The sequence below is a fragment of the Deinococcus cellulosilyticus NBRC 106333 = KACC 11606 genome (genome assembly GCF_007990775.1).
In the GTDB taxonomy this organism is placed as follows: Bacteria; Deinococcota; Deinococci; order Deinococcales; family Deinococcaceae; genus Deinococcus_C; species Deinococcus_C cellulosilyticus.
Genome location: NZ_BJXB01000001.1, coordinates 79980 through 104439, shown reverse-complemented (window position 1 = coordinate 104439; position 24460 = coordinate 79980). Strand labels below are relative to the sequence as shown.

Below are 24460 nucleotides of genomic sequence, written 5' to 3'. Positions count from 1 at the left end.
GCTCATCCACCTTTCGGACGGAAGATCATGCAAGTGCTGGTGCCGTGGGCATAGATCTGGCCTTCGGCATCCACAATCTGACCTTCTGCCAGGGCGGTGCTCTTGTTGATCGAGATGACTTTCCCGATGGCTTTTACCCCCTCACCGTTCAAGCTGAGGGGCCTGAGGTACTTGATGTTGATGTCCAGGGTGGTGTAGCCCGTTCCTGCAGGAAGCAGGGTGTGCACTGCACAGGCCATCACGGTGTCCAGCATGGTGGCATACACCCCACCATGCACCGAGCCGATGGGATTGAAGTGAAATTCCTGCGGTCTGAACGGGAAGATCACCTGACCTTCCTGAATGTCATTCACGTCTGGACGGTCTGCACCCAGCATCTGCATGACGGGAGGGGCAGGAAATTTCCCCTCACTGATCCCGCGCAGAAAATCCAGACCACTCACCTGCCTGACCGCACTGGCAAGGGCCTGAGGGTCATCCCAGTTGAAAGTTCGTTCTCTCATGGTCAGGCCTCAAAGCGTTTGAAGATCAGAGAGGCGTTCAGGCCACCAAAAGCGAAGGAATTGCTCAGGGCAGTATGCACTTCAGTCTTGATGGGTTCACGGGCAATTTTGAGGTGGATGTCTGCATCCTCAGCATTGATGCTGGGGGGAACAATGCCTGACTGGATGGCCTGCACACAGGCGATGGCCTCAATGGACCCTGCGGCCCCCAGCAGGTGACCGGTCATGCTCTTGGTGCTGGAGACCCAGATGTTCTCAATCGCCTCACCGAAAGCGGAACGCAGGGCCATGGCTTCTGCTTTGTCCCCAACGGGCGTGCTGGTGGCGTGGGCATTGATGTACTGGATGTCCTCGGGTTTCAGTCCTGATTCTTTGAGGGCTGCGCGGATGGCAAGCAGGGCCCCAGAGCCTTCAGGGTGGGGTTCGGTGATGTGGTGGGCATCTGCACTGCGACCAAAGCCCACGATCTCGGCCAGGATGGTGGCCCCACGGGCCTGGGCATGTTCCAGGGATTCCAGCACCAGCACGGCAGCACCCTCACCAAGCACAAAGCCGTCTCGCTGAGCAGAGAAAGGACGGCTGGCCTTTTCGGGTTCGTTGTTCCTGCGGCTCAGGGCCTTCATGTTGGAGAACCCACTGATCACCAGGGGGGTGATGATGGCCTCGGTGCCCCCGGCAAGCATCACGTCTGCCTCGCCAAAACCGATGGCCCGGTAAGCACTGCCCAGGGCATCTGCACCAGTGGTGCAAGCTGTGGAGACACTGGAGGCGACCCCTTGCAGGCCGTAACGGATGGCCACATGTGAAGAGGCAGCATTGGCCATCAACATGGGAATGAAGAACGGACTGACCCTGCTCACCCCACGTTCCCATGCGTTTCTGGACTGGCTTTCCCAGGTGTCCATGCCCCCGATGGCAGATCCGATCAGGGAGCCAAAGCGGGTGCGGTCGGTGTCCTCTGGATTCAGTTTTGCATCCTGCAGGGCAAGTTCTGCCGCTGCAACGCCCATATGCACAAAGCGGTCCGTGCGTTTGACATCGCGTGCATCCATGTGATCCTGCGGGTTGAGGTCCACTTCGCCAGCAATCTGCACGGGCAGATCGCTGGGATCAAAGCGCTGAATTCTGCGCACGCCGGACTTCCCCTGAAGCTGCGCCTCGTGAAAAGCCTGGGCTGAATTTCCAAGAGGGCTGATGGTGCCCATTCCGGTGATGACCACGCGGGTTTTCTGGTGTTGCATGAAGTCTCCTTGCTGCAGGGCAGCTGAATATGATGGTCATCATATACGTCAAAGATGTGAATTGCCAATGGTGATCACCCACAGCTCACCCTGAACCCGGTTCAGCTGAACTGCCGTTTTCCTGCCTGTGCAATTCAGCAGAGCTTCCTGCTGGCCACCGTTTTCAAAGACAGAGGCCCACCAGCAGATTGAATTTTTCATTCCAGATCAGGGAAACCCGATTGTTTTTTGAACAATACGCAACTATGCTTGGAACATGACCGGTAAATCCAGGACCAGCAGCCCGACCATCCGGGACATCGCCCGCCATGCCGGGGTGTCTCTGGGCACCACCTCACGGGCGCTCAACAACCAACTGGGCATCAATGACGAACTCAAAGCGCGGGTGTTGAAAGCCGCTGAAGAACTCGGGTATGACTTCAGCAATTTGCGGCAAAGCAAAACCATCAAAAGAATCACTTTCATTTATGACCGCCAGCACAACACCCTGTCCAACAACCCCTTCTATTCCACTGTTCTGCACGGGGTGGAAGATGCCTGCAATGCCGAAAAAATTTCCCTGACCTTCGCTTCCACCAATCCGGAAGAAAGCATCACCGAACGCCTCAAGCGGGATGACAGCGACGCCCTGCTCTGCGTGGGGGCCTTTGAGCCTGAACAACTGCAGGAAATCCGTGAACTCGGGATTCCAGTGGCCCTCATTGACCTGTGGCACCCTGAAATGAACAATGTCAACAGTGACAATTTTGGTGGGGCATACCTGCTGACCGGGTTCCTGATTGAACGGGGTTACAAACGGATTGCCTTCATTTGTGGGCCAGAATCGCATTACTCGATCACCCAGCGTCGCCAGGGGTACCGTTATGCCCTGCTCACCCACCACATCGAACAGGACCCGGATTTGGAGGTCTTCCGTGAACCCATCATGCAGGAAGTGGAAGGCACCGACAACGCCGTCAAAAGGCTTCTCAAGCTGAAAAAACGTCCAGATGCGATTTTCTGCTGGAACGATGCCACGGCCATTCAGGCCATTCAGAGCTGTGTTGAAGCGGGTCTGAATGTGCCCGAAGACATCGCCATTGTGGGCTTCGATGACCTTCCGACGGCCAGAACATCCTTTCCGCCCCTCACCACTGTCAAGATCAACAAAGAGGCCCTGGGAAGGCGTGGGGTGGAATTGCTGCTGCAGCGTCCAGCAGAACCCACCCAGGTGATTGTGCCCACCCAGCTGGTGATCCGGGGCAGCACCCTCTGACAGGATCAAGTGGCTCAAACTGCTTCTCAACTGACAGGCCTGGTTTTGTTTTCAAAAGAAAACCAGACCTGCACATGTGCAGGTCTGGCTGGTTTCTGATCTTCACTTGTTGAAAACCGACACGTCCCACAGGGAGAAACCGTAGCTGGTGCCCCTGGTGACCAGTTGCAGTTTGATGTACCGTCCGGTGGTGGCTGTGAAGCTGACACTGTCGGTTCCGCCGTCTCCGGTGGTGGTGTTGTAAACGGTCCACCAGCTGACCCCATCGTTGGACACCTGAATCTGGTAGGCCCTGCCGTAAGCCGCTTCCCAGGCCAGTTGCACGTTGTTGAAGGTTCTGGCGCTGCCCAGGTCGATGGTCAGAGACTGGTTGTTGCTGGCTGCACTGCTCCAGCGGGTGGAGAGGTTCCCGTCGGTGACGTTGCTGGCAGGGTAGCCGCTTTGCACCGATGAGGCTGTTGCAGGACGTCCGTAGGCAATGTTCATCTCGTCTCGGGTGAGGACATTGGCGGCCTGATGGACTGCCGTGAGGCTGGCGGGGGTGTTGACGGTCTGGGCGTACTCGGCCCAGGTCATGAACCACGCCCAGCGGGGCTGGGAGGCCAGTTGTGCAGAGGTGGGCACCTTGCCAACTTCGGCCAGGGCGATGGGTTTGCTTCCGGCAATGGCGAGCATCTGGTTGTATTCGGTGGAGGTGGGGAAATCCTTGTACCACATGTCCACGGAGGCCACATCCACGTAGTCGGCTCCGGGCCAGTAGTCTGCAAGGCGGTCCATGCCCACATCCTTGACGTTCCAGACCCAGATCAGGTTGTTGAACCCTTTGGTCTTGACCAGATAATCGTAGGTGATCTGGTAGAGTTTGCGGCTGCCGTTCACGCCAGGACGGCCTCCCCACCAGGACCATGCATCGTTCATTTCGTGGATGGGACGGAACAGGGCCTGCACGTTGTTGTTCTTGAGGTCCTGCAAGAAAGGCACAATCTTGTCCAGACGGGCTTTCCAGGCGTTATTGAGGGCGGTTCCGTTGGTGATCAGCTGGTTCCACTGGGTGTCCGAAAGTTTCGCCAGCACACCATTCGAATCCCAGTTGCAGGGTTCTGCCACGGTAGGAGGGCACATGTGCCAGGTCAGGGCCACCACCGCTCCATTTCGGTACTGGTTTTTGGCTTCATTGATCATGGTCTGGCGGTAATTGATGTCTGATTGCATGAACAGGAAGTCCCCACCCCACAGCCCCGGCGTTTTCCCGGTGGTGCTCTGAATGTAGCGGGTCCATCTGGTGGGGTCACTGTTGGGTTCCCGGTTGTGTTGCCCGGAGATGGTGTATTTGCCCGAAATGCTCTTGATGTAGTCCAGCACGCTGGACTGACCCGGGACAAGGGCCTGGGGCATGGTGGCCTCAGGGGAAGTGGTGGTGCTGCAAGCAGCCAGGCAGAGGGGAACGAGCAGGGCAATCCAGGGGTGTTTCATGGGGCTCCTTGAAAGGCAGAGAAAGAGGCTTGATGAACAGATCTTCCTGTTCACGAACTGTTTGCCGAATGATCTAAGTCTGGAATTGGGATACCCGTAAATGTTCAGCCTGAAATGAACAGATCTGGCTGACATCCTGTGAAAGATGTGTCTGGCATTGACTGAGTTTTGAGAACAAAAACAGTATAGTGCCCTGTTCCAGAAATTGTCAAGATTTGTTTTCAAGAATATTAATATATTGTTCCATGAACAAAATGAACTGGAGGACCGAAATCCTCCAGTTAGCATGGAATTTGATGAAACAGACCGGGGAAGAACCCCAGGCAAGTGAGCCTGATCAAAAACAGAAATTCTGTGGTGCAGTTTTCACTGCTGTGGAGCAGTGTTGTCGAGCCTCAGGAGGGTCCTGTCAGCCCACCACCAGTGCCCTGCACTCCAGAGCTTCTGGCAATCCAAGCGCAGAAACCTGAATCACAGTGTCCCTCAGTCCAGAAGCCTGCACCACCCGCACCTCACCTGGGTGCACATCCAGGAAATTGTCTGACCAGCAAACACCAGGACCTGCGCTCAGCCAGACCCCCTTGGCAGGACGGTCTGCAGAGACATGGATTTTTCCATCCTCCTGAACTTCAATGTTCAATTTCACCTGGCTGAAATCAAAAGACTTGAACGGTTCAGGGAAATGGCTGGCACGGGCCACCACCTCGGTGCCATCTTGCAGTTCTGCGAAGTACACCAGAGGCTGACGGTCCACCTGCCACGAAGGAACATCGGTTCGGCGGGCAGGAAGGACAGTGACGGTGCAGGTGTCCTCTGCGACCTTTTCACCTTGCAGGGTGTAGGCGTAACGTTTCAGCTGCAAAGTGCGGCTTTCTCTTCCGCTGCTGCACACCCAGGTTTCCAGTTTGCCTGCCTCCAGATGGATGCCCACTGTGATGGGTGCGAGTTCCCGCTTGATGGTGTAATAGGCAGGTTTGGGGATGCCTGCAGAATCGATGATGGCCCAGCTTGACACGGGCCAGCAGTCATTGAGCTGCCACACCAGGGCTCCAGACACCGCGTACTTCCCTGGGCCATCAAAGCGTTTTCTGAAATCCCGGTAAGCGTAGCGCATGGCTTCGGCCTGCACCAGCTGGGTGTTGTAAATGTACTCCTCCAGATTTTTGTGTCCGCGCAGATTCTCCGCCTGATACACTGCCAGCCTTCTGGCCCCGTCCGGTTTGAAGTTCGGACCCAGCGCACGGGTGTGGTGCACGAAAGTCTCACTTTCCGGAAACTGTTCATGCTCAGGCATGGCCTGCTGAATGACCTGCAGGGAGGGGGCCGACATCAGGCCAAACTCGCTGACAAAACGGCCCTCGTAATTTTTGTACTCCTGATAGGGGGCCATCGGACCGTGCCAGATTTCCCAGGTGTGACGGTCTCCAATGGTCTTGTCAAAGACATCTGCGCCGCCATAAGGGCTGCCAGGCCAGTAGAGGGTGTTGGGGTCCAGCCTTTCGCACACTTCCCGCAGCAGCACTTCATAGATGTGCTGGGCATGGAACTTGCTCTCGTCCCCACCAGGGCCGTATGCCCCCACAGCCTGTGCAATCTGGTAATCCTCGTTGTTGCCGCACCACAGGGCAAGGCAGGCGTGATTCCTCAGGCGTGTGACCTGCTGCTCGGCTTCCAGACGCACACTGTTCCTGAAGGCTTCGTCTCCGGGGTACATTCCGCAGGCAAACATGAAGTCCTGCCAGACCAGCAATCCGAGTTCATCGCAGAGGTCATAGAACACATCGGCCTCGTAAATTCCGCCGCCCCAGACCCGGACCATGGTCATATTGGCATCCCTCGCCTGGGTCAGGCGCTCCCGGTATTGCTGTTCGGTCACGGTGTTTAAGAGGAGGTGCTCGGGAATCCAGTTGGCCCCACCGACAAAGAAGGGCTCATTGTTGACCTCGAAGGTGAAACTGCTGCCTTGTTCGCCTCTGACCCGTTCCTGCACCACCCGAATTCTTCTGAGACCAATGCGAACAGATTTCTGCTCCAGCAGCGTTCCTGCCTGATGCAGTTCAACTTGCACGGTGTACAGGGGTTGGGCACCACGCCCACTGGGATACCAGAGTTCCGGGGTCGCCACTTCAAAAAGTGCGGAGGCCACAGGGGCACCTTCCAGGGTGACCTGCTGGATTTCTCTGCCTTCAGGATCTTTCAGCCTGACCTGCACCTGCACGTCCTGCACATCTCCACCCAGGGTCACATGCACAGGAATGAAAGCCTGCAGCAAATCCGGTGTGACTTCTGCAGGCACGTAAACGTCTTTGAGCACGACCTCAAAAGCCTGCAGTTTGACGTCCTTCCAGATGCCCGCAGTCAGGATCACCGGACCCCAGTCCCAGCCGTAATGGTACTGGGCTTTTCTGAGGTAAACGCGGCTGGTGTCCCCGTTCCAGGCGGCACGCACCCCCCCTGCTGCCTCTCTGGCATGCCCCACTTTCAGAGGGCTTTCAAAGAGCACCCACAGGGTGTTCTCTCCTTCCTGAAGCAGGTCTCTGATATCAAGGGTGTGTTCCGTGAACATGTTGTCCGACTGCAAAACCTGCTGCCCATTGAGGAACACCGTGCTGATGGTGTCCAGGCCCTCAAAAGTCAGATGCAGGTGTTTTGCCTGCAAGGTGCTCTGATTTATGTCAAAGGTGCTGCGGTACAGCCAGTCTTTTTCGCCAATCCACTGCACGTCCCGTTCATTCAGGCCGTAATAGGGGTCTTCAATCTGTCCGTGGTGCAGCAGGTCCTGTTGCACGGTTCCAGGCACAGTGGCAGACTGCCAGCCTTCAGAACGGCCAAAATCCTGCTGCAGATCGCTTGCTGGATCGCGCTGTTTGAATTCCCAGCGGGTGTGTAAGGTCAGGGTGGTCATGTGTTCCTCCATCAGGATGAGGGTGCCCCTGACAGGAGGTTTCCTGCAGGGGAGGGAAAGTCAGGAGAGCTCAGGGCTGCTCTTCAAACAGCACAAAGGTGCCTTCGGAAACCGTGAAGGTGTTCTGCATGGCAGATTTGACCCACTTGCGGCCCTCAGGGTCGTAAAAACGCACAGAGAATTTCTGGAATGGCACAGTGACTTTCAGGTGGCCTCCTGCAGCATAAGCTGCCACGGTGGGACCATAGCGGAAAGCGTAACCCCCTTCGGTGGGCACATCCCCCTGGGGTCCAGCCTGGGCAAAGAGGTCTGGCAGGAAACCCAGCCGCTGGTAGGCCGCCCACTCCTCATCGGTGACATCTCCGAACTCGTCGTTCTTGTGGGTCCACAGGAGGCTGCTGCCCCCACTGGCATAAGAGGCCAGCATCGCGGCAGTGATGAAATCAGCACGGGTCTGCCCGTCCACAGCTTTCAGAGGGGCGTACTCTCCGACCATGCTGGGCTTCTGGAAGGTTTCCTGTGCCCACCGGATGTAATTGCGGGCCACCGTGGCCGCGCGGTCCGGATTGCGCACATCCCGGTAGGTGTGGATCTGAACCAGATCAATCACCGGATCACTCCACAATTCCTCCCAGCGCACATCTCCGGTCAGGCTCTCGGTGATCAGGTGTTTCGGGTCGATTTTTTTGATTTCTGCAACGGCAAAATGCAGCCAGTCCATGGCCTCTTCATGCTGGCCCGGATAATCTGCAGAGACCCCGTTCAGTTCATTCATGGGTTCCCAGGCCAGGATGGCCGGGCTGTCCTTGTAGCGGGACACAATGAACTGAATGCGCTTTGCCTGGTGGGCACGGGCCGCCTCGCTGGTGTAAAACTCCTTGCCCGTTTTCAAAGGTCCGCCGTTGGGCGATCCATACATGCTGGTGTCCAGCACGTTGCGGAACACCCAGTGGTCAAACAGGCACACGATCAGCTTCACGTTGTACTTCTCAGCAAGCTGCACGGTCTGGTCCAGACGCCTCACCTGTTCACTGTCATATTGCCCGAGGGGGGATTCAAATTCTGGCTCTGGAACGAAGATGCGCAGGGTGTTCACCCCCCGGTTGGCGGCGTGCCGGATGTACTGCTCCAGGGACCAGTCGTCCCGGTTGTTGCCGGGTTTCATCACTGCAAAACGGTTCAGGCCGTAAGGAATGAAAGGTTTGCCATCCAGTTCCAGCATCCAGGGCTGGGTCTGTGAGCGTGTCACGAAACCTTCCGCCAGGGCTGCACCCCCCATCAGGAGGGTGCAGAGGATCATGCGAGAAAAATGTTTCACTTTATTTTTCTTCTCCGGCGTTTTTCAGAACCGGAGCATCTGACAGAATGGTTCCGGTGATCTTCTGGTTGGGGTAGATCAGGAGGCCCACCTCACGCAGCTGGTTCATGTTGCGCAGGGTCAGGTTGCTGGCCCACCCAGAGCGCTCGGCCTTGAAGGTGCTGGCTTTCAGGTCAAAAATGATGGTGTTCCAGCCGGGTTTCACCTCAAAAGCGGTGGATTCCTGCCACTCCTTGGGTTCTCCGGTCATCAGGGCCAGGGCTGCTTTCACGGTGTCGGTGGTGTCGTTGTACAGCTGGAAGGTGAGGGTTTCAGCCTTGCTGTAATCCTTCGCTGCCTTGAAATCGTTCATGGCGTAGGCTTTGTGATATTCACCATCCGGGGTTTTGGTGTTGTCGTAATCAACTTTCAGGAGGGAGGTGGGTTTGTTGCTGCCCGTGTAAGCTTTCAGGGCCTTGTCGGCCAGACTGTCCGAGAGGAAGAGGGGGGCAACCTTGACGGTGACATTCTGTCCAAACCACTCGGGTTCTCCAGCCCTCCACTGGGTCACACCCAGAGGATTGAAAGGCACAGAAGGCCCCTGAGAGCAGCTGGCGAGGACGAGGAGACCAAAGGCAGAGAGCAGGATGCGGTTTTTCATGGCAGGTTCCTTTGTGGTGCACACCTGAGGGGTGGGAGGGAAAGTCCTGTTGAAGGGGTTTACAGTTCACAGTGGACAGTTCACAGCGAACCAGACAGGACTTTGAAGAAGGTCTTGCGTTTCCTGGCAAGGGATGTGTGGAACGGCTGAAGGGTCAAATCTCGCTGTGAACTGTCCACTGTTCACTTTCTGAGGTGCCAGATGCCTGTTCAGCCCTCTGTTCAACGCCTCACTCTGCAACCGCAGTGTCGGTGGAGGGGGCAGAGACCAGCACGTAATTCTTGATGCCCTGGTGGGGGTAAATCATCAGGGCGAGGCCCCGCACATCATTCAGGTTCTGCACGGCCACGGTGTTGGCCCATCCAGAGCGCTCGGCCTTGAAGGTCTGCTCGGTGAGGTTGAAGTTGATGCGGGACCAGCCAGGCTGGAAACTGATGAGTTTGGATTCCTGCCACTCTTTGCCAGCCGTGGTGCTCACCGTCAGGGCAGCGTCCAGGGTGATGGACGTGGGGTTGAACACCTCGAAGGTGACGGTTTTCACACCTGAAAAGTTCAGGGGTTTGCTGAAATCCAGCAGAGCATAGGCTTTCTTGAGGTCCTGATCGGGGTCGGATTTGGTGTTGTCAAAATCAATGCGGATCAGGCTTGAGGGTTTTGTTGCTCCTGGATAATTGCTGAGTGCCGCAGCAGCTTCAGGGGCACTTGCGGCCACCGCACTGACCCCACTGGTGCTGTTGTAACCAAATCCGGTCAATCCAGGTTTCCAGTTGGCAGGACTGGCGGCCTGCAAGGTGTTCACCGGAGCAGCACTTTCTTTGGTGATGGGTGCTGTTGCAGGGGCCTGGCTGACGGTGGGAGCACAGGAGACGGTGAGAAGAAGAGAAACGGTGGTGATGAGGTGCAGTCTGTTCATGACGGACTCCTTTGAAGAAGCGAGAGGACGATGATATGGACGGGAAGTTTTCGGGCCATCAAAACCCAGTAGCCAGCATCAGCCTGTGAAAAAGGAGTGGGATGTGCTGAAGAGGACTGCTGGAGAAAGGGTGCATCTGGGTTTGTGTGGATGGTTGCCTCATTCAAGAGGTTGACAGTTCACAGCGGACAGTTCACAACAGAGGACTTTTTTGCCTCTGGGTGAGGCACGCCTCGCCCCTACATCGTCGATCACAAATGCCTTCTGCCTTCTGTTTTTTGCCCTCGGCCCTCGGCTCTTGGCCCCTCACCCTTTGATCCCCGTAAACGTCACGCCTTCCACGAAGTAGCGCTGGGTGAAGAAGAACAGAACAAAGAGAGGCAGGGTGAAGATGGTGGCGCAGGCCATCAATGGTCCCCATTCCTGGCCGTTGGCCCCCTGGAATTGCTGCAGGCCCAGCGACAGGGTGTACTGCGAGGGGTCGTTCAGGTAGATCAGGGGTCCCATGAAGTCCTTGAAGGCCAGCAGGAACTGTTGCAGGAAGACCACGGCGAGGGCAGGTTTGATCAGGGGGAAGATGATCCGGGAAAAGATCCCGAATTCTGAGCAACCATCGATGCGGGCGGCTTCTGCGAGTTCATCGGGCATGGTCTGGATGAATTGCCGCATCAGGAAGATGTAGTATGCACTGCCAAAGAAGGAGGGTACGATCAGGGGGAGGAGCGTTCCGGTCCAGCCCAGGTCCCGGAAGATCAGGTAGGTGGGGATCATGGTCACGGCTCCGGGCAAGAGCATGGTGGCGAGCACGATGTTGAAGACCCATTCCCGACCCACCCAGCGAATTTTAGAGAAACCGTATGCGACGAGGGCGCTGGACAGGCAGCTTCCGATGCTGGAGAACACGGCGTAGTACAGGGTGTTTCTCAGGTAATCAAAAAACGGGATGTTGTTGAGGGCTTTGGTGTAGTTCTCCCAGACCACAGTGTGGGGATAGGCGGTGGGTGGGTTGAGGAACACCTCTGCATCTCCTTTGAGGGAGGTCACGATCATCCAGTACAGGGGCACAGCGAAACTCAGGGTGATCAGGCTGGCCACGATGAACGCAATCACGGTTCCGGTGAGGCGGCTCTGGTTCACAGAGACAAAACTGCGGCTGGAGGTGTCTTTAAGCTCGGTCATAAACCACCCATTTCTTGCTGAGGCGGAAAATCAGTCCGGTGAAGACCAGAATCCCCAGGAACAGCACCCAGGACAGGGCGGAGGCGTATCCCATGTCGAAGTCGCGGAAGGCTTTCTGGTAGATGTACAGGGAGTAGAAGAGGGTGGAGTCTGCAGGTCCGCCCTGACCGCCACTGACAATGAACGCCTCGGTGAACGCCTGGAACGCACTGATCAGACCCGTGATGGTGATGAACAGGACGACTGGACTGATCATCGGGAGGGTGATGTGCCAGAAGCGGTGCCAGATGGAGGCCCCATCGATTTCTGCGGCTTCATACAGCTGTCTGGGAACGTCTGCCAGTGCTGCGAGCAGCAGGAGCACGTTTCCGCCCACCCCCCACTGGGCGATGATGATCAGGGAGATCTTGGCCCAGTCGGTGTCTCCAAGCCAGGTGGGACCCTGAATGCCAAACCACGCCAGCACGGTGTTGAACAGTCCCCCGATGGGTTTGAACATCCAGAGCCACAGAATCCCGGTGGCGACAGGAGGCACGATCAGGGGCACGTACATCAGGGTTCGCATGAGGGTGCGTCCGGGCATTTTCTGGTGGTAAAGGACCGATAAGGCAATGGCGAGCACCACCCCGATGGGGACACAGACCAGCACGTAATACATGGTGTTCTTGACCGAGGTGACCCACCTGGCGTCACCGATCAGGTTCTGGTAGTTCTGCATCCCGACCCACTGGGGCTCGTTCAGGATGTTGTAACTGGTGAACGAGAAGTACAGGGAGGAGGCGAAGGGGTAGAGCACCAGGGACAGAAAGCCGATGATCCAGGGGGAGATGAAGGCCAGCCCCAGAAACAGGTTGTTCCACATTTTCTTGCGGCTTCTCCTGTCGTGGGTGTAAGGGCTTCTAGCGTTGTGGGTGGACATAAATCAGCACCTCCTCATTGCCGAGTTGAGAGGCAAGCACAGTCGCTCCAGGAGCGCTGAAATCAAAATTGCGCAGCTTTAAAGGGCGAGTCCAGTTGACCTTCGAGGCCACTTTTGAGAGGGGAGCATACAGGTCGAGGTCCTCGTCGAACAGTTCCCCGAAGGCGTCTGATCCGGAAACCCAGGGGAAGATGCTCATGCCCTGGCTCATCGCGGCCCACAGGCCGGTTTTCAGGAAGGTGTTGCGCTCCGGGTCTGCACGGTAAGCACCGTATTCACCGATCAAAACGTGCTTGCCAAACTTCTGGCTCTGTTCTGCATCGTTTCTCAGGACGCCGGGCAGCACTTCGCTGTTGCTGGTGGCGTAACTGTGGTACTGGATGAAGTCGATGTCCTTGCTGGCAAACACCTCGGGCCAGACCACCTCTGCGAGCAGGGATGCGGTCACGGGCTTTTTCGAGGGGTCGATCTCTTTGATATGACGGGCAAGCTGGAGCATCACCCGTTCGGTCTGTTTTTTTCCATTTTCACTTTTTTCGGAGATGATGTCGGCCTCGTTGCCGATCTCCCAGGCAATGATGCTCTTGTGGTGGTGGAGTTTTTCCACCAAAAATTGAATGCGGTTTTTCAGCAGTTCCAGGCCTTTTTCGCTCCCATAAATGTCCTGGTGTTTTTCAAAAGGACCTCCGTTGAACACGCTGTAGGGATCTCCAGAAAAATCGGAATACATGGCGGCCAGGTCGATCAGGCTGAAGATGATGTTGATGCCGAGCCCATCTGCAACCGTGAGCATCTGGTCGTAGGCGGAGAGGGCGAAGTCATCGTAAGTGCCTGCAGGACTCTCAAACTCGGGCATGCTGAAGACCCGGAAGGTGTTGCCGCCCCGTTTCTGGAGTTCTTTCATGTAGGTCTCGGCGGTCCACTGGTTGCGGTTGGTGAAGGGGTAGTACAGCTGCCTTCGGTTCATGCCGATGGGCAAGAAGGCCAGTCCGTCTTTGCACCAGCCCTGGTTCCTGAGTTGCACTCCTGCGCAGTTTTCCACGGTTGGGAGGGCTTCTCTGTCCACCTGGGGGGCACGGGCACGGGCGAAAACGTCACGTTTGACTTCTGGTGAGGTGAGCACCCCACCCTGTTCGGGCCACGGCTGGGAGTGGATCACTTCACCGGTGTCCGTGCTCACCCAGTCCACAGTCCAGCCTTTTGCTGGACTGTGGGGGAAGGTGACGGGATACGTGGCGGCATGACCCCAGCTGCTGGCAAGAAGGGCAAAGGAGATCAGCTGAGGCAGTTTCATGGTCAGCGTCCCTGTGCGGCGGCTTTCTCGACGTTCTTCTGGGCGGTTTCCAGGGCGGTTCTGGGATCGGTCTTGCCGAGTTGCACGGCCTGGAAGGCACTGGTCAGTTCGTTGTTCACGGCCAGCAGGTCCACCAGGGGGGGCAGGGTGTAGGTGCGGCCCTTGGAGAGCAGTTCGGTGGCGAGTTTCATCACGGGCTCGTCTGCCACTTTCTGCAGCTCAGGTGCGCCCTTGACCGGGGAGATGTTGAACACCTTGTCTGCGACGGCTGCACTTCGTCTGGCATCGCTGAACCATGCGATGAATTTGAGGGCTTCCAGGGCGTTTTTGCTGCCCTTGGGAATCATCCAGGTGTTTCCGACGGTGAAGGAGTTGGGGTAACGGGCACCTTTGGGCATCGGCACGGGGGCCACACCGTAGTTCAGTTTGGCTCCGTAGCGCTTGATGAATCCAGCGTGCCACTGACCGTTGACTTCCATGGCGATCTTCCCTGCGATGAAAGGATCACTTCCACTGGAAGCGGCTAAATTTCCGAGGCTGCCCTGGAAGCGGTTGAGTTCGTCTGCACCGTACTTCTTGATGTAGGTGGCCTGCCATTGCAGGGCTTTGAGGGTGCCTGCGTTGGTCAGGTCAGACTTTTTGGTTTTGCTGTTCAGGAAGCTGCCGCCAAAAGCTCCGGTCCACAGGGCGGCGTTGCCCTGGGCGATCCATGGAATGAAGCCCATCACGTCGATGTCCTTGCCTTTCTTGACGGTCAGTTTGTCGGCGTAGGCATCGAGTTCTTCAATGGTTTTGGGGGGCTTGTTGGGGTCGAGGCCCGCAGCTTTGAAGAGGTCCTTGTTGTAATACAGCATCATCACGTTGGACATCTCGGGAACGCCGTAGGTCTTGCCGCCAAATTGCATGGCTTTCCAGGCGGTGCTGTTGAAGTTGCTGCCTTTGATGCCGGCTTTGCTGAGGATGTCGTTCAGGGGCATCAGTGCGCCGATGCTGGCCAGACCGGGCAGCACGTCCTGACCCCAGTACAGCACGGCGTCGGGGGCCTGCCCAGAAGCCACGGCGGTCAGGAATTTGCCCTGTGAGGTGCCCTGAATGCCTGCTCCACTGACCAGCACGGCTTTGATGGTCACGTTGTCCTGGGCCTTGTTGTATTCGGCGGCGGCGTCCAGGATGGTCTGTCCATCGGCATCTCCCCAGGGATACCAGATGGTGACGGTGTCTTTGGCCAGTGCGGGGCTTGCGAGGGTGGCCAGGGCAAGGGTGATCAGGGTTTGACGCTTCATAAATTCCTCCGATTGAACGTGTTCACGGTTTGTTCACGGCTGTTCACCACCGGGGAGCTCTGGAAAGGGGGCCAGAAGAGCAGATGCAGGCCGTCCGAAGTGGAGCCGCGGACCGACTGTGGTGAGGAGTTCTGGAGTGTGGAAAGCCCCCCGGTGTTAGGTTGTGAACATGACCTCAATGTACAGGCTGTTTTCGGGGATGTCAAGGTTTGTTCTAGGAACAAGCTTTGTTCGTTCGCCGAATTTTTGTAGAAAGTCACTTCGAAAACTTCAGCTTGACTCCAGAATCCAGCGGCAGAATGAGAAATTCTGATGTGCTGTGCATAAAATGGTGACCCCATCCACGCTTGCGGGAGCTGGTTTTACTTTCGTGTGATCTGATCTTTACACCTGAAAAAAAGCCATCGGCTGAACAAGATTGTTTTTTGAACAAAAGAAGATTATCCTTGGAACATGACCACAAGAGCACGCTCCAGCAGTCCCACCATCCGGGACATCGCCCGCCATGCCGGGGTGTCCCTGGGCACCACCTCACGGGCGCTCAACAACCAGCTGGGCATCAACGATGAACTCAAGGCACGGGTGTTAAAGGCCGCCGAAGAACTCGGGTATGACCTGGGCAACCTCAGGCAAAGCAGGACCCTGAGGCGCATCACCTTCATCTATGACCGCCAGCACAACACCCTGTCCAACAACCCCTTCTATTCCACTGTGCTGCATGGAGTGGAAGATGCCTGCAACCAGGAGAAGATCTCCCTGTCTTTCACCTCCACCAATCCGGAAGAAAGCATCAGCGAACGGATTCGTCGCACAGAAACAGATGCCCTGTTGTGTGTGGGGGCTTTTGAGCCTGAACAACTGCAGGAAATCCGTGAACTCGGGATTCCAGTGGCCCTCATTGACCTGTGGCACCCGGCCATGAGCAACATCAACAGTGACAACTTCGGGGGGGCTTATCAGCTGACGTCTCTTTTGATCCAGAAAGGCTACAGACGGATTGCCTTCATCTGCGGGCCAGAGTCCCATTACTCGATCACCCAGCGCAGGCAGGGATACCGGTACGCCCTGACCACCCATCACATCGAGCAGGACCCGGATCTCGAAGTGTTCCGTGAACCCATCATGGAAGAGACCCTGGGGACGGAAAATGCTGTGAAACGGCTGCTCGGTCTGAAAGAACGTCCAGATGCAATTTTCTGCTGGAACGACAGCACAGCCATCCAGGCCATCCAGACCTGCTACAGGCACGGCCTGAAGGTGCCCGAAGACATTGCCATTGTGGGCTTCGATGACCTGCCCACCGCCAGAACTGCGTTTCCACCCCTCACCACCGTCCGGATCGACAAAGAAGCCCTGGGTCGCCGTGGGGTGGAACTCCTGCTGGCCCGACCTGATGAACCCACGCAGGTGATTGTGCCCACCCAGCTGATCCTTCGTTCCAGCACCCGTTGAAAGGTCCCCTGATCCATGAAACACCCATCCAAATTCGCCCTCTGCCTGGATGTCGGGGGAAGCCATGTCACCGCTGCACCCATCGACCTGACCAACCGCACCCTGCTTGAAACCGGGCGGGTGAGAGAACACATTCGACATTTCGACCCTCTGGAAAGTGTCATTCGCACCTGGTGGTCTGCCCTCTCGATGGCTGCACTGGCCTGTGAAGGGGCAGACATTTCACACATCACTGTGGCCGTGCCTGCCCCATTTGACTATGCACAGGGCATTTCACACATGACCCACAAGTACCGCAGCCTGTATGGAGAGGACGTGGGTGCACACCTCAGAAGAAACCAGCAATACAGTCCCCTGGATGGGATTCCCATCCTCTTTGCCAACGACGCTGACCTGTTTGCCCTTGGGGAACACTGGGCAGGGGTGGGCCAGACCTTTGACCGCATCATTGGCATCACACTTGGCACTGGACTGGGCAGTGGATTCATCCGGCAGGGCAGGGTGATCACCCAGGGCCAAGGGGTTCCAGAAGGCGGAGAACTCTGGAACACCCCTTATCTGGATGTCCAGGCAGAACGTTACGCCTGTGGTCAGGCTGTGACGGACTTTTACCAGCACCTCAGAGGAGAAAACTGTACTGCACAGGAGATCTGCCACCGGGCAGATCATGGAGACCCCCATGCCAGAAAAGCCTACTGGCTGCTGGGAGAGCATCTCTCTGCCATCCTGCTTCCCCATGCTCAGGCTTTTGAGGCCCAGGCCGTGGTGATCGGAGGCAACGTTTCACGGGCCTGGAACCATTTCAGCCCTGCTTTGCAGGCAGGCCTCCCGGGTGTGCAGGTGCATCCTTCAAGGTTGCTGGAAGATGCGACCCTGCTCGGAGGTGCAGCCCTGATCGGGACCCTGCCAGAGGTGACCCGATGATCCGTCTTAAAGCACAACTCCATCCGCGTGTGTGGGGAGGACACCGTCTGGCAGAGGGGCCAGATCAGATCGGTGAAGCCTGGGTGGTTTATGGAGGGAACACCATCGAAGGGGGACCCCACCACGGAGTTACCCTGGATGAACTTGTTCATGAACACAGAAACTGGCTGCTGGGCAGCAGGGGAGAACAGCACCCGCAGTTTCCCCTGCTGATCAAACTGCTCGACTGTCAGGACTGGCTTTCCATTCAGGTGCACCCCAACGACGAACAGGCTGTGAAATGGCATGGTCCCGGTCATCAGGGCAAAACCGAAGCGTGGCACATCCTGAACGCAGAAAAAGATGCACAGGTGATGCTGGGCATCCGGGAAGGCACAACCCCACAGGACCTCAGGGAAGCCATTCTGGCTGCACAGGTCGAGCCCCTGTGCGAATACCAGAACGTCTCTGTCGGAGACACCCTGTACATCCCTGCTGGAACCCTTCATGCCCTGGGACCAGGGCTGCTGATTTATGAGGTTCAGCAAACCAGTGACCTGACCTACAGGGTCTTCGACTGGGACCGCCCACAGAGTGCCGGACGGACCTTGCATCTGGAGCAGTCCGCTGAGGTCACCAGAGCAGACTTGAGAGGTGAAGTGCATCCCCTGCCAGATGTGCATGGAACAGGGGTTCACAGGCTGGTGACGTCTCCCTATTTCCAGACAGAACTTTTGCACCTCGAATCAGCGGTTGATGCACAGACTTCTGGAGAAACGTTTCATGTTCTGACCGTCACTCAGGGAGAAGTGCAGGTGAAGGGAGAGGACATGTTCCACCTGAAGCCTCATGAGACAGTGCTTGTGCCTGCAGCTCCCACCGATTACAGCCTTGTGCCCCTGACAGGTTCTGCCCGGATCTTGCGCTCAACCCTTCCGTGATCTGCTGTCCTGGTGCAGCCTTTGACCCTTCAGAGAGCTGGACTGCCTTTTTTCTGACATGCCATCCCCATTTCTCACCGGACTTCATGTGAAGTCCAGAAGGAGCGTTATGCTGAAAATCATGTTGAGCACCCTCGTTTCCACCTTGCTTGTTGCAGGTGCTGCCCAGGCCAGCCGTCTGATTGAGCCTCTCTCTGAAGTGACAGTGGCGGGAACAGGGGGAGAGTGGACCACAAGCACCATCACCGTGGGTGGTTTTAACCTGCCCTATCAGCTTTACACCCCCACCACCGAGGCATCAGGCAAAAAGCTTCCTTTGATCATTCACCTGCATGGCTCTGGCGAAGCCGGGACCGAGAACCAGAAGCAGATGATGGTCGGGACCCGCAATGGACCCCAGTACTTTGTGCTTCCAGAGCACCAGAAACTGCAGGCCGCCTATGTGCTTGCCCCTCAGACACCCGTGGAAATTCGCTGGGCCAGCACCGGGATTCCTGAATACAACCTCGACACCACCCCAGAGACCGTTTCCATGACCGCACTCATTGCATTGATGGGTGAACTCCTGAAATCCAGACCAGACATCGATCCGGACCGTGTCTACCTTGCTGGACTCTCCAGAGGAGGGCAGGGGGTGTGGAATGCTGCTCTGAGGCACACTGAACTGTTTGCAGCCCTGGTGCCCATCAGCGGCTCGGGCAGTCCGAACCATGCAGACCGGCTGAAAAACATGGCCATCTGGGCGTTCCATGCCCAGGATGACCGCACCACCAGGGTGGAGTACACCCGCAACATGGTGGATGCGATTTTCCATGCGGGAGGGAGCACCCGACTGCTCAGGTACACAGAAGTGGAATTTGGAGACCATCAGGCCGGCTGGGACACCGCTTATGGAAACAGTCAGGTGTACCGCTGGCTGATCAAGTGGAGGCGGTAAAGCCTTTCAGCCTCCTTGCAACCCCCAGTGGCAGAGTATGGAGTGAACAAGACTGCCCCTCAGCCCCGAATGCTTTCCCAGACGGGTGTAATCCACATTGAGTTTGCGGGTGGCGAGGGGCATGGCCCGGCCGTAAACACTCTGGCGAATTCCGGCCAGCATCAGGGGACCAATGTGGGCCAGTTCTCCACCAACCAGGATGTGGGAAGGGCACAGCATGTTGGTCAGTCCGGCAAGCACCTGCCCAATCTTCAGGCCTGCGGAGTGGATGATGCGGCTGGCCTCAGCGTCTCCTGCTCCTGCTGCCCGGGTCAAATCCTGCAGTGAGAGAGAACCTTGCTGGGAAAGCAGGTGGTGCAAATAGCGGCTCTTTCCCTGGGTTCCGGCTTCGGTGGCCTGTTCCAGCAGGGCCTGTGCTCCTGCCATGCGTTCCAGGCAGCCTTGCTGACCACAGTGGCATCGGGGTCCCTCGGGGTCCAGAGGCATGTGGGCGATTTCTCCTGCACCACCTGAGGAGCCACGGTAAAGTTGACCTGCAATCACCATGCCTGCACCAAAAGTGGATGAAAGGTTCAGCACCAGAAAGGACTCAAATTGAGGTCCCTCCCCCTGCCTTCTGGCGTGCCAGAGTTCTCCCAGGGCCATCAGGTTGGTGGTGTTGTCCACATGAACAGGGATGTTGTAATGGTGTGAGAAATCGTCTCGAACAGAAAAGCCCTCCCAACCTGGCATCAGGTTGGGACCCACCAGCAAGCCAGAAGGTTTCTCGACTGGGCTGGGCACACCCATTGAGAGGCCCAGCACCTGGTCCTGTGAGATGTGGTGTGTTTTCAGCAGTCCATCCATGATCTGCCTGATTCGGGCCATCACCACCCCTGGTCCCTGTGTCAGAAGGGTGGGCTCAGTCTGAACCTCCAGGATGTTCAGAGCAGCATCTGCCAGGACCACCCGCACCTCTCTGCTGGACAGCTCCACCCCCAGATGATGCCCACATGCAGGATTCAGCCCATAAAGCGCGGCTTTGCGCCCTCCCACAGAATCCCGCTGGCCCATTTCCTCCACCCAGCCTGCATGGAGCAGACCGTCCAGCAGCTGTCCCAGTTTGCTGCGTGAATGCCGGATGGCAAAAGCCAGTTGCTGTCGGGTCTGGGCCCCCTGCCACAGCAGGGGTGCAAGGACTTCGGTTTCCTCACCCAGCAGGGTGGTGGCAGGGAGTTGAAAGCTCTCAAGCATGGGATCTCCTGAATTGCCAGATGGATCAGAACGTTCCATAAAGTATCCCTTTGAGCAGGATGTGGTCTGCCTTGAAGGATCAATTGAATATTCTGAACGTTCAGATTTATGTGTTCAGGATAAGCCAGTTGCGAAAGGAATGTCAATCCTCTCAGGCAATGAGACTGACTGAAGATCTGTCGAAGCGCGCTGTCTGGAAAAAGGCCAATCCTGTGCAGCATGCCACAGAGCCTGATTCTCTTGATGGCTGACCCCTTCTGCCGGCAACCCTCCACAACTCGGCAAAGACATCACCTTCACCGCACCTGGCCTGAAAGGATGACAGGGCTGTTCCTGAACTGCTAAGATGTCCTGAACGTTCAGGATTCATTCCCTGCGTCCATTCTGTCTTTTTCAAGGAGTGCACCCATGGCCCGTGCCACCCTCAAACAAGTCGCTGCAGAAGCCGGGGTTTCCCACCAGACGGTTTCGGCAGTGGTCAACAACCTGCCTGGTGTGAAAGCCTCCACCCGTGAACATGTGCTTGCCGTGATGGAGCGCATGAACTACCAGCCGAACCACGCTGCACGTGCACTGCGCAGCAGCCGCTCCAATCACATTGGTTATGTGCTTTTTGGTCCCGCCACAGCAGCTTTTTCTGATCCCTACATGAGCATCGTGATGTCCAGCGTGATCGACACCATCAGGTTGCACGGATACGAAGTGATGCCCTACTTCCTGAACAGCGACCGGGACCCGGACCTGCGCAGTTTCCGTGCGCTCTTTGATCAGGGGCGTCTGGATGGAGCCATCCTGATGGCCTCCAATTTTCCCGACCGTGTTTTAGAGCACCTCCACAGCTGGGATTACCCGATGGTCGCCATGGACCGTTACATCCCCGATTTGCCTTTTCCAGCGGTCTGGGCGAGGCACCGGGAAGGATTTCAGGACGCTGTGCGCCATCTGGCCAGACAACAGCGCAAAAACCTTGCTTTTGTGGGAGGGCAGCCTCTTTCACCAGCCTGCACCCATGATTCCGCAGCAGAGCGCTTTGAGGGGTACAAACTGGGACTGGCCCAGGCCGGATTGCCTTACCGGGAAGAACTGGTGATCCATTCCGACTGGACATTTGATGGGGGCCGCAATGCGTTCAGAGAGCTGCTGGAGTCCGGGCAGCAGATGGACGGGGTTCTGGCTGCCAATGACCGCATGGCTGTTGGGGTGGTCCGAGAGGCGCTGGACGCCGGATACCACGTTCCAGACCAGCTGGCCGTGATCGGCTTTGATGACTTCGAGTTCTCCCGCTACATCCAGCCTGAACTGACCACTGTGCATTTCCCTGTTGAGCAGATGGCCGTCAAAGCCACCGAACTCCTGCTCTCACTGATGGAGAAAAAAGCCACCCTGAAAAAATTTGCTGTGCCTGTGCATCTGGTGGTGCGCCGCTCAGGCTGAAGAGCTGTTCAAAGGTCCATTCTGTCGAAAAAAACAGAACTTCGGGTCGAAGTGCCAGCCCCTCCTCCTGTACCTTGCTGGAAAGGCAACCACAATCCAGAACCATCCATCCCCTGCCCTGCAGGTGGAGTTCTGGGGGGTGAAATCTGTTCGCCTGTCAAACAGCGAGGTTTTCATGTTCAAGCACATTGAAGCCCAGGAAGAGCGGGTTCGGCTGTCCGGGATGCATGCCAGGGCTGAAATCAGCCATCCGCTGCCAGGGGTGTGGCGTTACCGGGTCCGGCCCAGAGGTTACTTGCAAGGCGAAGCCCTCCCTGAAAAAGACAGCCTTGCGGTCTCTCACCGTCTGGACCTGCCCTTCGAAACCGGGGTTGAATCCTGGTTCTGTTCAGCAGAGGGAGGTGGGTTGCAGATCCGTCCCGATGGAAGCCTTCAGTTGTTCCATCGAGGTCTGGAGGTGGCTTCTCTGGAAAGGATTTCCGGGGAATTCCAGCCTGCAGTTCCCATCAACCGCCACCGCAGCACCCTGATTTTGCAGGCCCCTGCTGGAGAAGCCTACCTGGGTTTTGGAGAGAAAGTCGGTCCCCTGAACAAGCGGGGAATGAAATTCACCTTCTGGAACACCGACGTGCAACCCCACCATCCGGACACCGACCCCCTGTACCAGTCGATTCCCTTTTTCATGGGATTTCGAGCAGGGAAGGTGTGGGCTTTCTTTCTGGATGAAAGTGCTCGCTCTGTGGTGGATGTGGCAAAAGACCACCCTGAGCGCATCTGCTGGACAGCAGAAAGCCCAGAGCTGGACATGTATTTCTTTGTGGGTGATACGCCTGCAGACCTGATCCGGTCCTACACCCTGCTCACGGGCCGCACCCCTTTGCCTCCTCTGTGGTCCCTGGGGCTTCATCAGTCCAGATACAGCTATGAAACCCAGGAAGAGGTCAGGAACGTCATTGAGAGCTACCGCGCCCATCAGATTCCGCTGGATGCCGTGCATCTGGACATCCACCACATGGATGCCTACAGGGTGTTCACTTTTGATCGGCACCGTTTTCCTGATCCAAAAACCCTGTCGGACCGGGCAGCAGACCACGGGGTGAAACTCATCACCATCATGGATCCGGGCATCAAGAAAACCCCTGATGACCCCATCTATGCAGAGGCCGCTGCCCAGGATTTTCTGGTCAAAACCGACCGGGGAGATGTGTTTGTTGGGGAGGTCTGGCCAGATCCTGCCGTCTTCCCGGACTTTACCCGCAGTGAAGTGCGAACCTGGTGGGGCGAGAAGCATTCCAGCATGCTGGACAGTGGCATTGCGGGATTCTGGAACGACATGAACGAACCCAGCTGTTTCTCCTGCCATTCGGCCTTTGATCCTGCCTTGAGGTTCGGAAACACGCTGCCAGACGATGTGAGACATGGGACCATGCGCCATCTGGAGGCCCACAACCTTTACGCTCTGGGCATGTGCAAGGCCACCTTTGAGGGGCTGAAGATCCTGCAGCCAGAAAAGCGGCCTTTCATTGTGACCCGGGCAGGTTTCTCGGGCATCCAGCGTTATTCTGCAGTCTGGACCGGAGACAACTCTGCCCACTGGGAGCACATGGAAATGAATCTGCAACTTCTGCTCTCACTGGGTCTTTCTGGGATTCCCTTTGTGGGCAGTGATCTGGGAGGTTTTCTGGGCCATTCCAGTGGAGAACTGGTCACGCGCTGGACCTGGCTTGGGGCGTTTTTCCCGTTCATGCGCAACCACAGTGCCATCGGGACGGACCCTCAGGAACCCTGGGCTTTTCCAGAGCATCTGCCGTTCATCCGGGAGGCCATCCAGTTCCGGTACCGTCTGCTTCCCTACCTCTACACCCTGATGAAAGAAGCTGAAGAGACCGGCCTTCCTCCCATGCGGGCCATGAGCCTGCACCATCCCGGCCTGAAAAACCACCTGTGTGACCAGTTCCTGTTTGGGGAAAACCTGCTGGTGGCTCCGATCCTCAGGCCTGACCACACCCACAGAAGCGCACATTTCCCCTCTGAAGGCTGGATGGCTTTTGACCGGGCTGAAGCCCTGCAGATGTCAGAAGGCTACGGTCTGGTTTCTGCAGGGCTGGAAGGCATTCCAGTGTTCCTGAAACCCGGAGGCATTGTGCCCCTCACCGAACCTGGATTGCACACCTCCACTGCCATGTGGGACAGGCTGGAATGGCATGTGCATGTGGGTGCAGAAGGCCAGTTCACCCTGTATGAGGACGCTGGAGAAGGTTATGGTCCTGGGCAGCACACCACCGTCAAAATTGAACATGTTGGACAGAAAATTCGCATTGTCAGAGAGGGGAGAGCACGTTCTGTGGAGCGCCTGAAGATTTACGGGCATGGCTCCCGGCTTCCTTATCTGGTGGATGCTTCTGCTGCAGAGATCTGGCTGGATGTTGATCTTCCAGACCCTCCTGAGGCTGTCATCGAACTGGTGCAATGAGGTTTTTCGCCATCAATTCTGAACGTTCTGATTGATTGAAGCAGTGAACGTTCAGAAGATGACGGTATGGATCAAATTAACCCCAGTCTTGCGTTAATAATCCCTTTTGAGAGTATTGACAGGAAAGAAGAAGCTGAGCTATGGTAAATCTGAACGTTCAACAC

Annotated in this window: 20 protein-coding genes; 7 read left to right on the top strand and 13 right to left on the bottom strand. The window is 56.8% G+C overall.

The annotated features are described in order from the left end of the window. Positions 1-2: 2 nt before the first annotated feature. Together DC3_RS00400 and fabF are read right to left on the bottom strand one after the other, a co-directional pair. Positions 3-503 (bottom strand): PaaI family thioesterase, encoded by a 501-nt coding sequence (locus DC3_RS00400; RefSeq protein WP_146881606.1) that lies wholly within the window; start codon positions 501-503, stop codon positions 3-5. 2 nt (positions 504-505) lie between these two features. Further along, positions 506-1744, bottom strand: coding sequence for a beta-ketoacyl-ACP synthase II (fabF, locus tag DC3_RS00395; RefSeq protein WP_146881605.1), 1239 nt, complete (start codon positions 1742-1744; stop codon positions 506-508). Positions 1745-2000: 256 nt separating this feature from the next. Between fabF and DC3_RS00390 the strand changes: the two genes are divergently transcribed. Then, the gene (locus DC3_RS00390; protein ID WP_146881604.1) at positions 2001-2999 is read left to right on the top strand and encodes a LacI family DNA-binding transcriptional regulator; all 999 of its coding nucleotides are present in this window, start codon (positions 2001-2003) and stop codon (positions 2997-2999) included. A 102-nt stretch (positions 3000-3101) separates the two neighbouring features. On the opposite strand, the gene DC3_RS28855 is transcribed toward DC3_RS00390, so the two are convergent. The 10 genes from DC3_RS28855 to DC3_RS00345 form a co-directional block, all read right to left on the bottom strand. Then, the gene (locus DC3_RS28855; RefSeq protein ID WP_186815736.1) at positions 3102-4472 is read right to left on the bottom strand and encodes a glycosyl hydrolase; all 1371 of its coding nucleotides are present in this window, start codon (positions 4470-4472) and stop codon (positions 3102-3104) included. A 281-nt stretch (positions 4473-4753) separates the two neighbouring features. Beyond that, entirely contained in the window at positions 4754-4855 is a 102-nt protein-coding gene (locus DC3_RS30110; RefSeq protein ID WP_371863428.1) for a YqaE/Pmp3 family membrane protein, read from the bottom strand. Positions 4856-4881: 26 nt separating this feature from the next. Next, on the bottom strand, positions 4882-7377 hold the full coding sequence (locus tag DC3_RS00380; protein ID WP_146881603.1) for a beta-mannosidase: 2496 nt from the start codon (positions 7375-7377) through the stop codon (positions 4882-4884). 70 nt (positions 7378-7447) lie between these two features. Then, a complete protein-coding gene (locus DC3_RS00375; RefSeq protein ID WP_146881602.1) occupies positions 7448-8695 on the bottom strand; it encodes a cellulase family glycosylhydrolase in 1248 nt (415 codons plus the stop codon). A 1-nt stretch (position 8696) separates the two neighbouring features. After that, the gene (locus tag DC3_RS00370) at positions 8697-9335 is read right to left on the bottom strand and encodes a hypothetical protein (protein WP_146881601.1); all 639 of its coding nucleotides are present in this window, start codon (positions 9333-9335) and stop codon (positions 8697-8699) included. A gap of 229 nt (positions 9336-9564) precedes the next feature. Beyond that, positions 9565-10248 carry a hypothetical protein gene (locus DC3_RS00365; protein WP_146881600.1) on the bottom strand — a complete coding sequence of 228 codons (684 nt, stop codon included), beginning with the start codon at positions 10246-10248 and terminating at the stop codon, positions 9565-9567. Positions 10249-10554: 306 nt separating this feature from the next. Beyond that, positions 10555-11427: a carbohydrate ABC transporter permease gene (locus tag DC3_RS00360; RefSeq protein ID WP_146881599.1), complete on the bottom strand. Its 873-nt coding sequence runs from the start codon at positions 11425-11427 to the stop codon at positions 10555-10557. Then, a complete protein-coding gene (locus DC3_RS00355) occupies positions 11414-12346 on the bottom strand; it encodes a carbohydrate ABC transporter permease (RefSeq protein WP_146881598.1) in 933 nt (310 codons plus the stop codon). The genes DC3_RS00360 and DC3_RS00355 overlap by 14 nt, the downstream gene beginning before the upstream one ends. After that, positions 12327-13640, bottom strand: a complete 1314-nt coding sequence (locus DC3_RS00350; protein WP_146881597.1) for a cellulase family glycosylhydrolase — start codon at positions 13638-13640, stop codon at positions 12327-12329. The genes DC3_RS00355 and DC3_RS00350 overlap by 20 nt, the downstream gene beginning before the upstream one ends. Before the next feature lie 2 nt (positions 13641-13642). Further along, positions 13643-14923 (bottom strand): ABC transporter substrate-binding protein, encoded by a 1281-nt coding sequence (locus DC3_RS00345; RefSeq protein ID WP_146881596.1) that lies wholly within the window; start codon positions 14921-14923, stop codon positions 13643-13645. Positions 14924-15376: 453 nt separating this feature from the next. On the opposite strand from DC3_RS00345, the gene DC3_RS00340 reads away from it, so the two are divergent. The 4 genes from DC3_RS00340 (at position 15377) to DC3_RS00325 (ending at position 19156) form a co-directional block, all read left to right on the top strand. Continuing rightward, on the top strand, positions 15377-16375 hold the full coding sequence (locus tag DC3_RS00340; protein WP_146881595.1) for a LacI family DNA-binding transcriptional regulator: 999 nt from the start codon (positions 15377-15379) through the stop codon (positions 16373-16375). 15 nt (positions 16376-16390) lie between these two features. Next, positions 16391-17299, top strand: a complete 909-nt coding sequence (locus DC3_RS00335) for an ROK family protein (protein WP_146881594.1) — start codon at positions 16391-16393, stop codon at positions 17297-17299. Then, a complete protein-coding gene (locus DC3_RS00330; protein ID WP_146881593.1) occupies positions 17296-18219 on the top strand; it encodes a type I phosphomannose isomerase catalytic subunit in 924 nt (307 codons plus the stop codon). The genes DC3_RS00335 and DC3_RS00330 overlap by 4 nt, the downstream gene beginning before the upstream one ends. Positions 18220-18340: 121 nt before the next feature. Then, positions 18341-19156, top strand: a complete 816-nt coding sequence (locus DC3_RS00325) for a carboxylesterase family protein (protein WP_186815735.1) — start codon at positions 18341-18343, stop codon at positions 19154-19156. A gap of 6 nt (positions 19157-19162) precedes the next feature. Here the strand turns inward: DC3_RS00325 and DC3_RS00320 are convergent, their stop codons facing one another. After that, on the bottom strand, positions 19163-20389 hold the full coding sequence (locus DC3_RS00320) for an ROK family protein (RefSeq protein ID WP_186815734.1): 1227 nt from the start codon (positions 20387-20389) through the stop codon (positions 19163-19165). Between the two features lie 408 nt (positions 20390-20797). On the opposite strand from DC3_RS00320, the gene DC3_RS00315 reads away from it, so the two are divergent. Next, positions 20798-21823 (top strand): LacI family DNA-binding transcriptional regulator, encoded by a 1026-nt coding sequence (locus DC3_RS00315; protein WP_146881590.1) that lies wholly within the window; start codon positions 20798-20800, stop codon positions 21821-21823. 139 nt (positions 21824-21962) lie between these two features. Further along, the gene (locus tag DC3_RS00310; RefSeq protein ID WP_186815733.1) at positions 21963-24296 is read left to right on the top strand and encodes a glycoside hydrolase family 31 protein; all 2334 of its coding nucleotides are present in this window, start codon (positions 21963-21965) and stop codon (positions 24294-24296) included. The last annotated feature ends 164 nt before the right edge of the window (positions 24297-24460 follow it).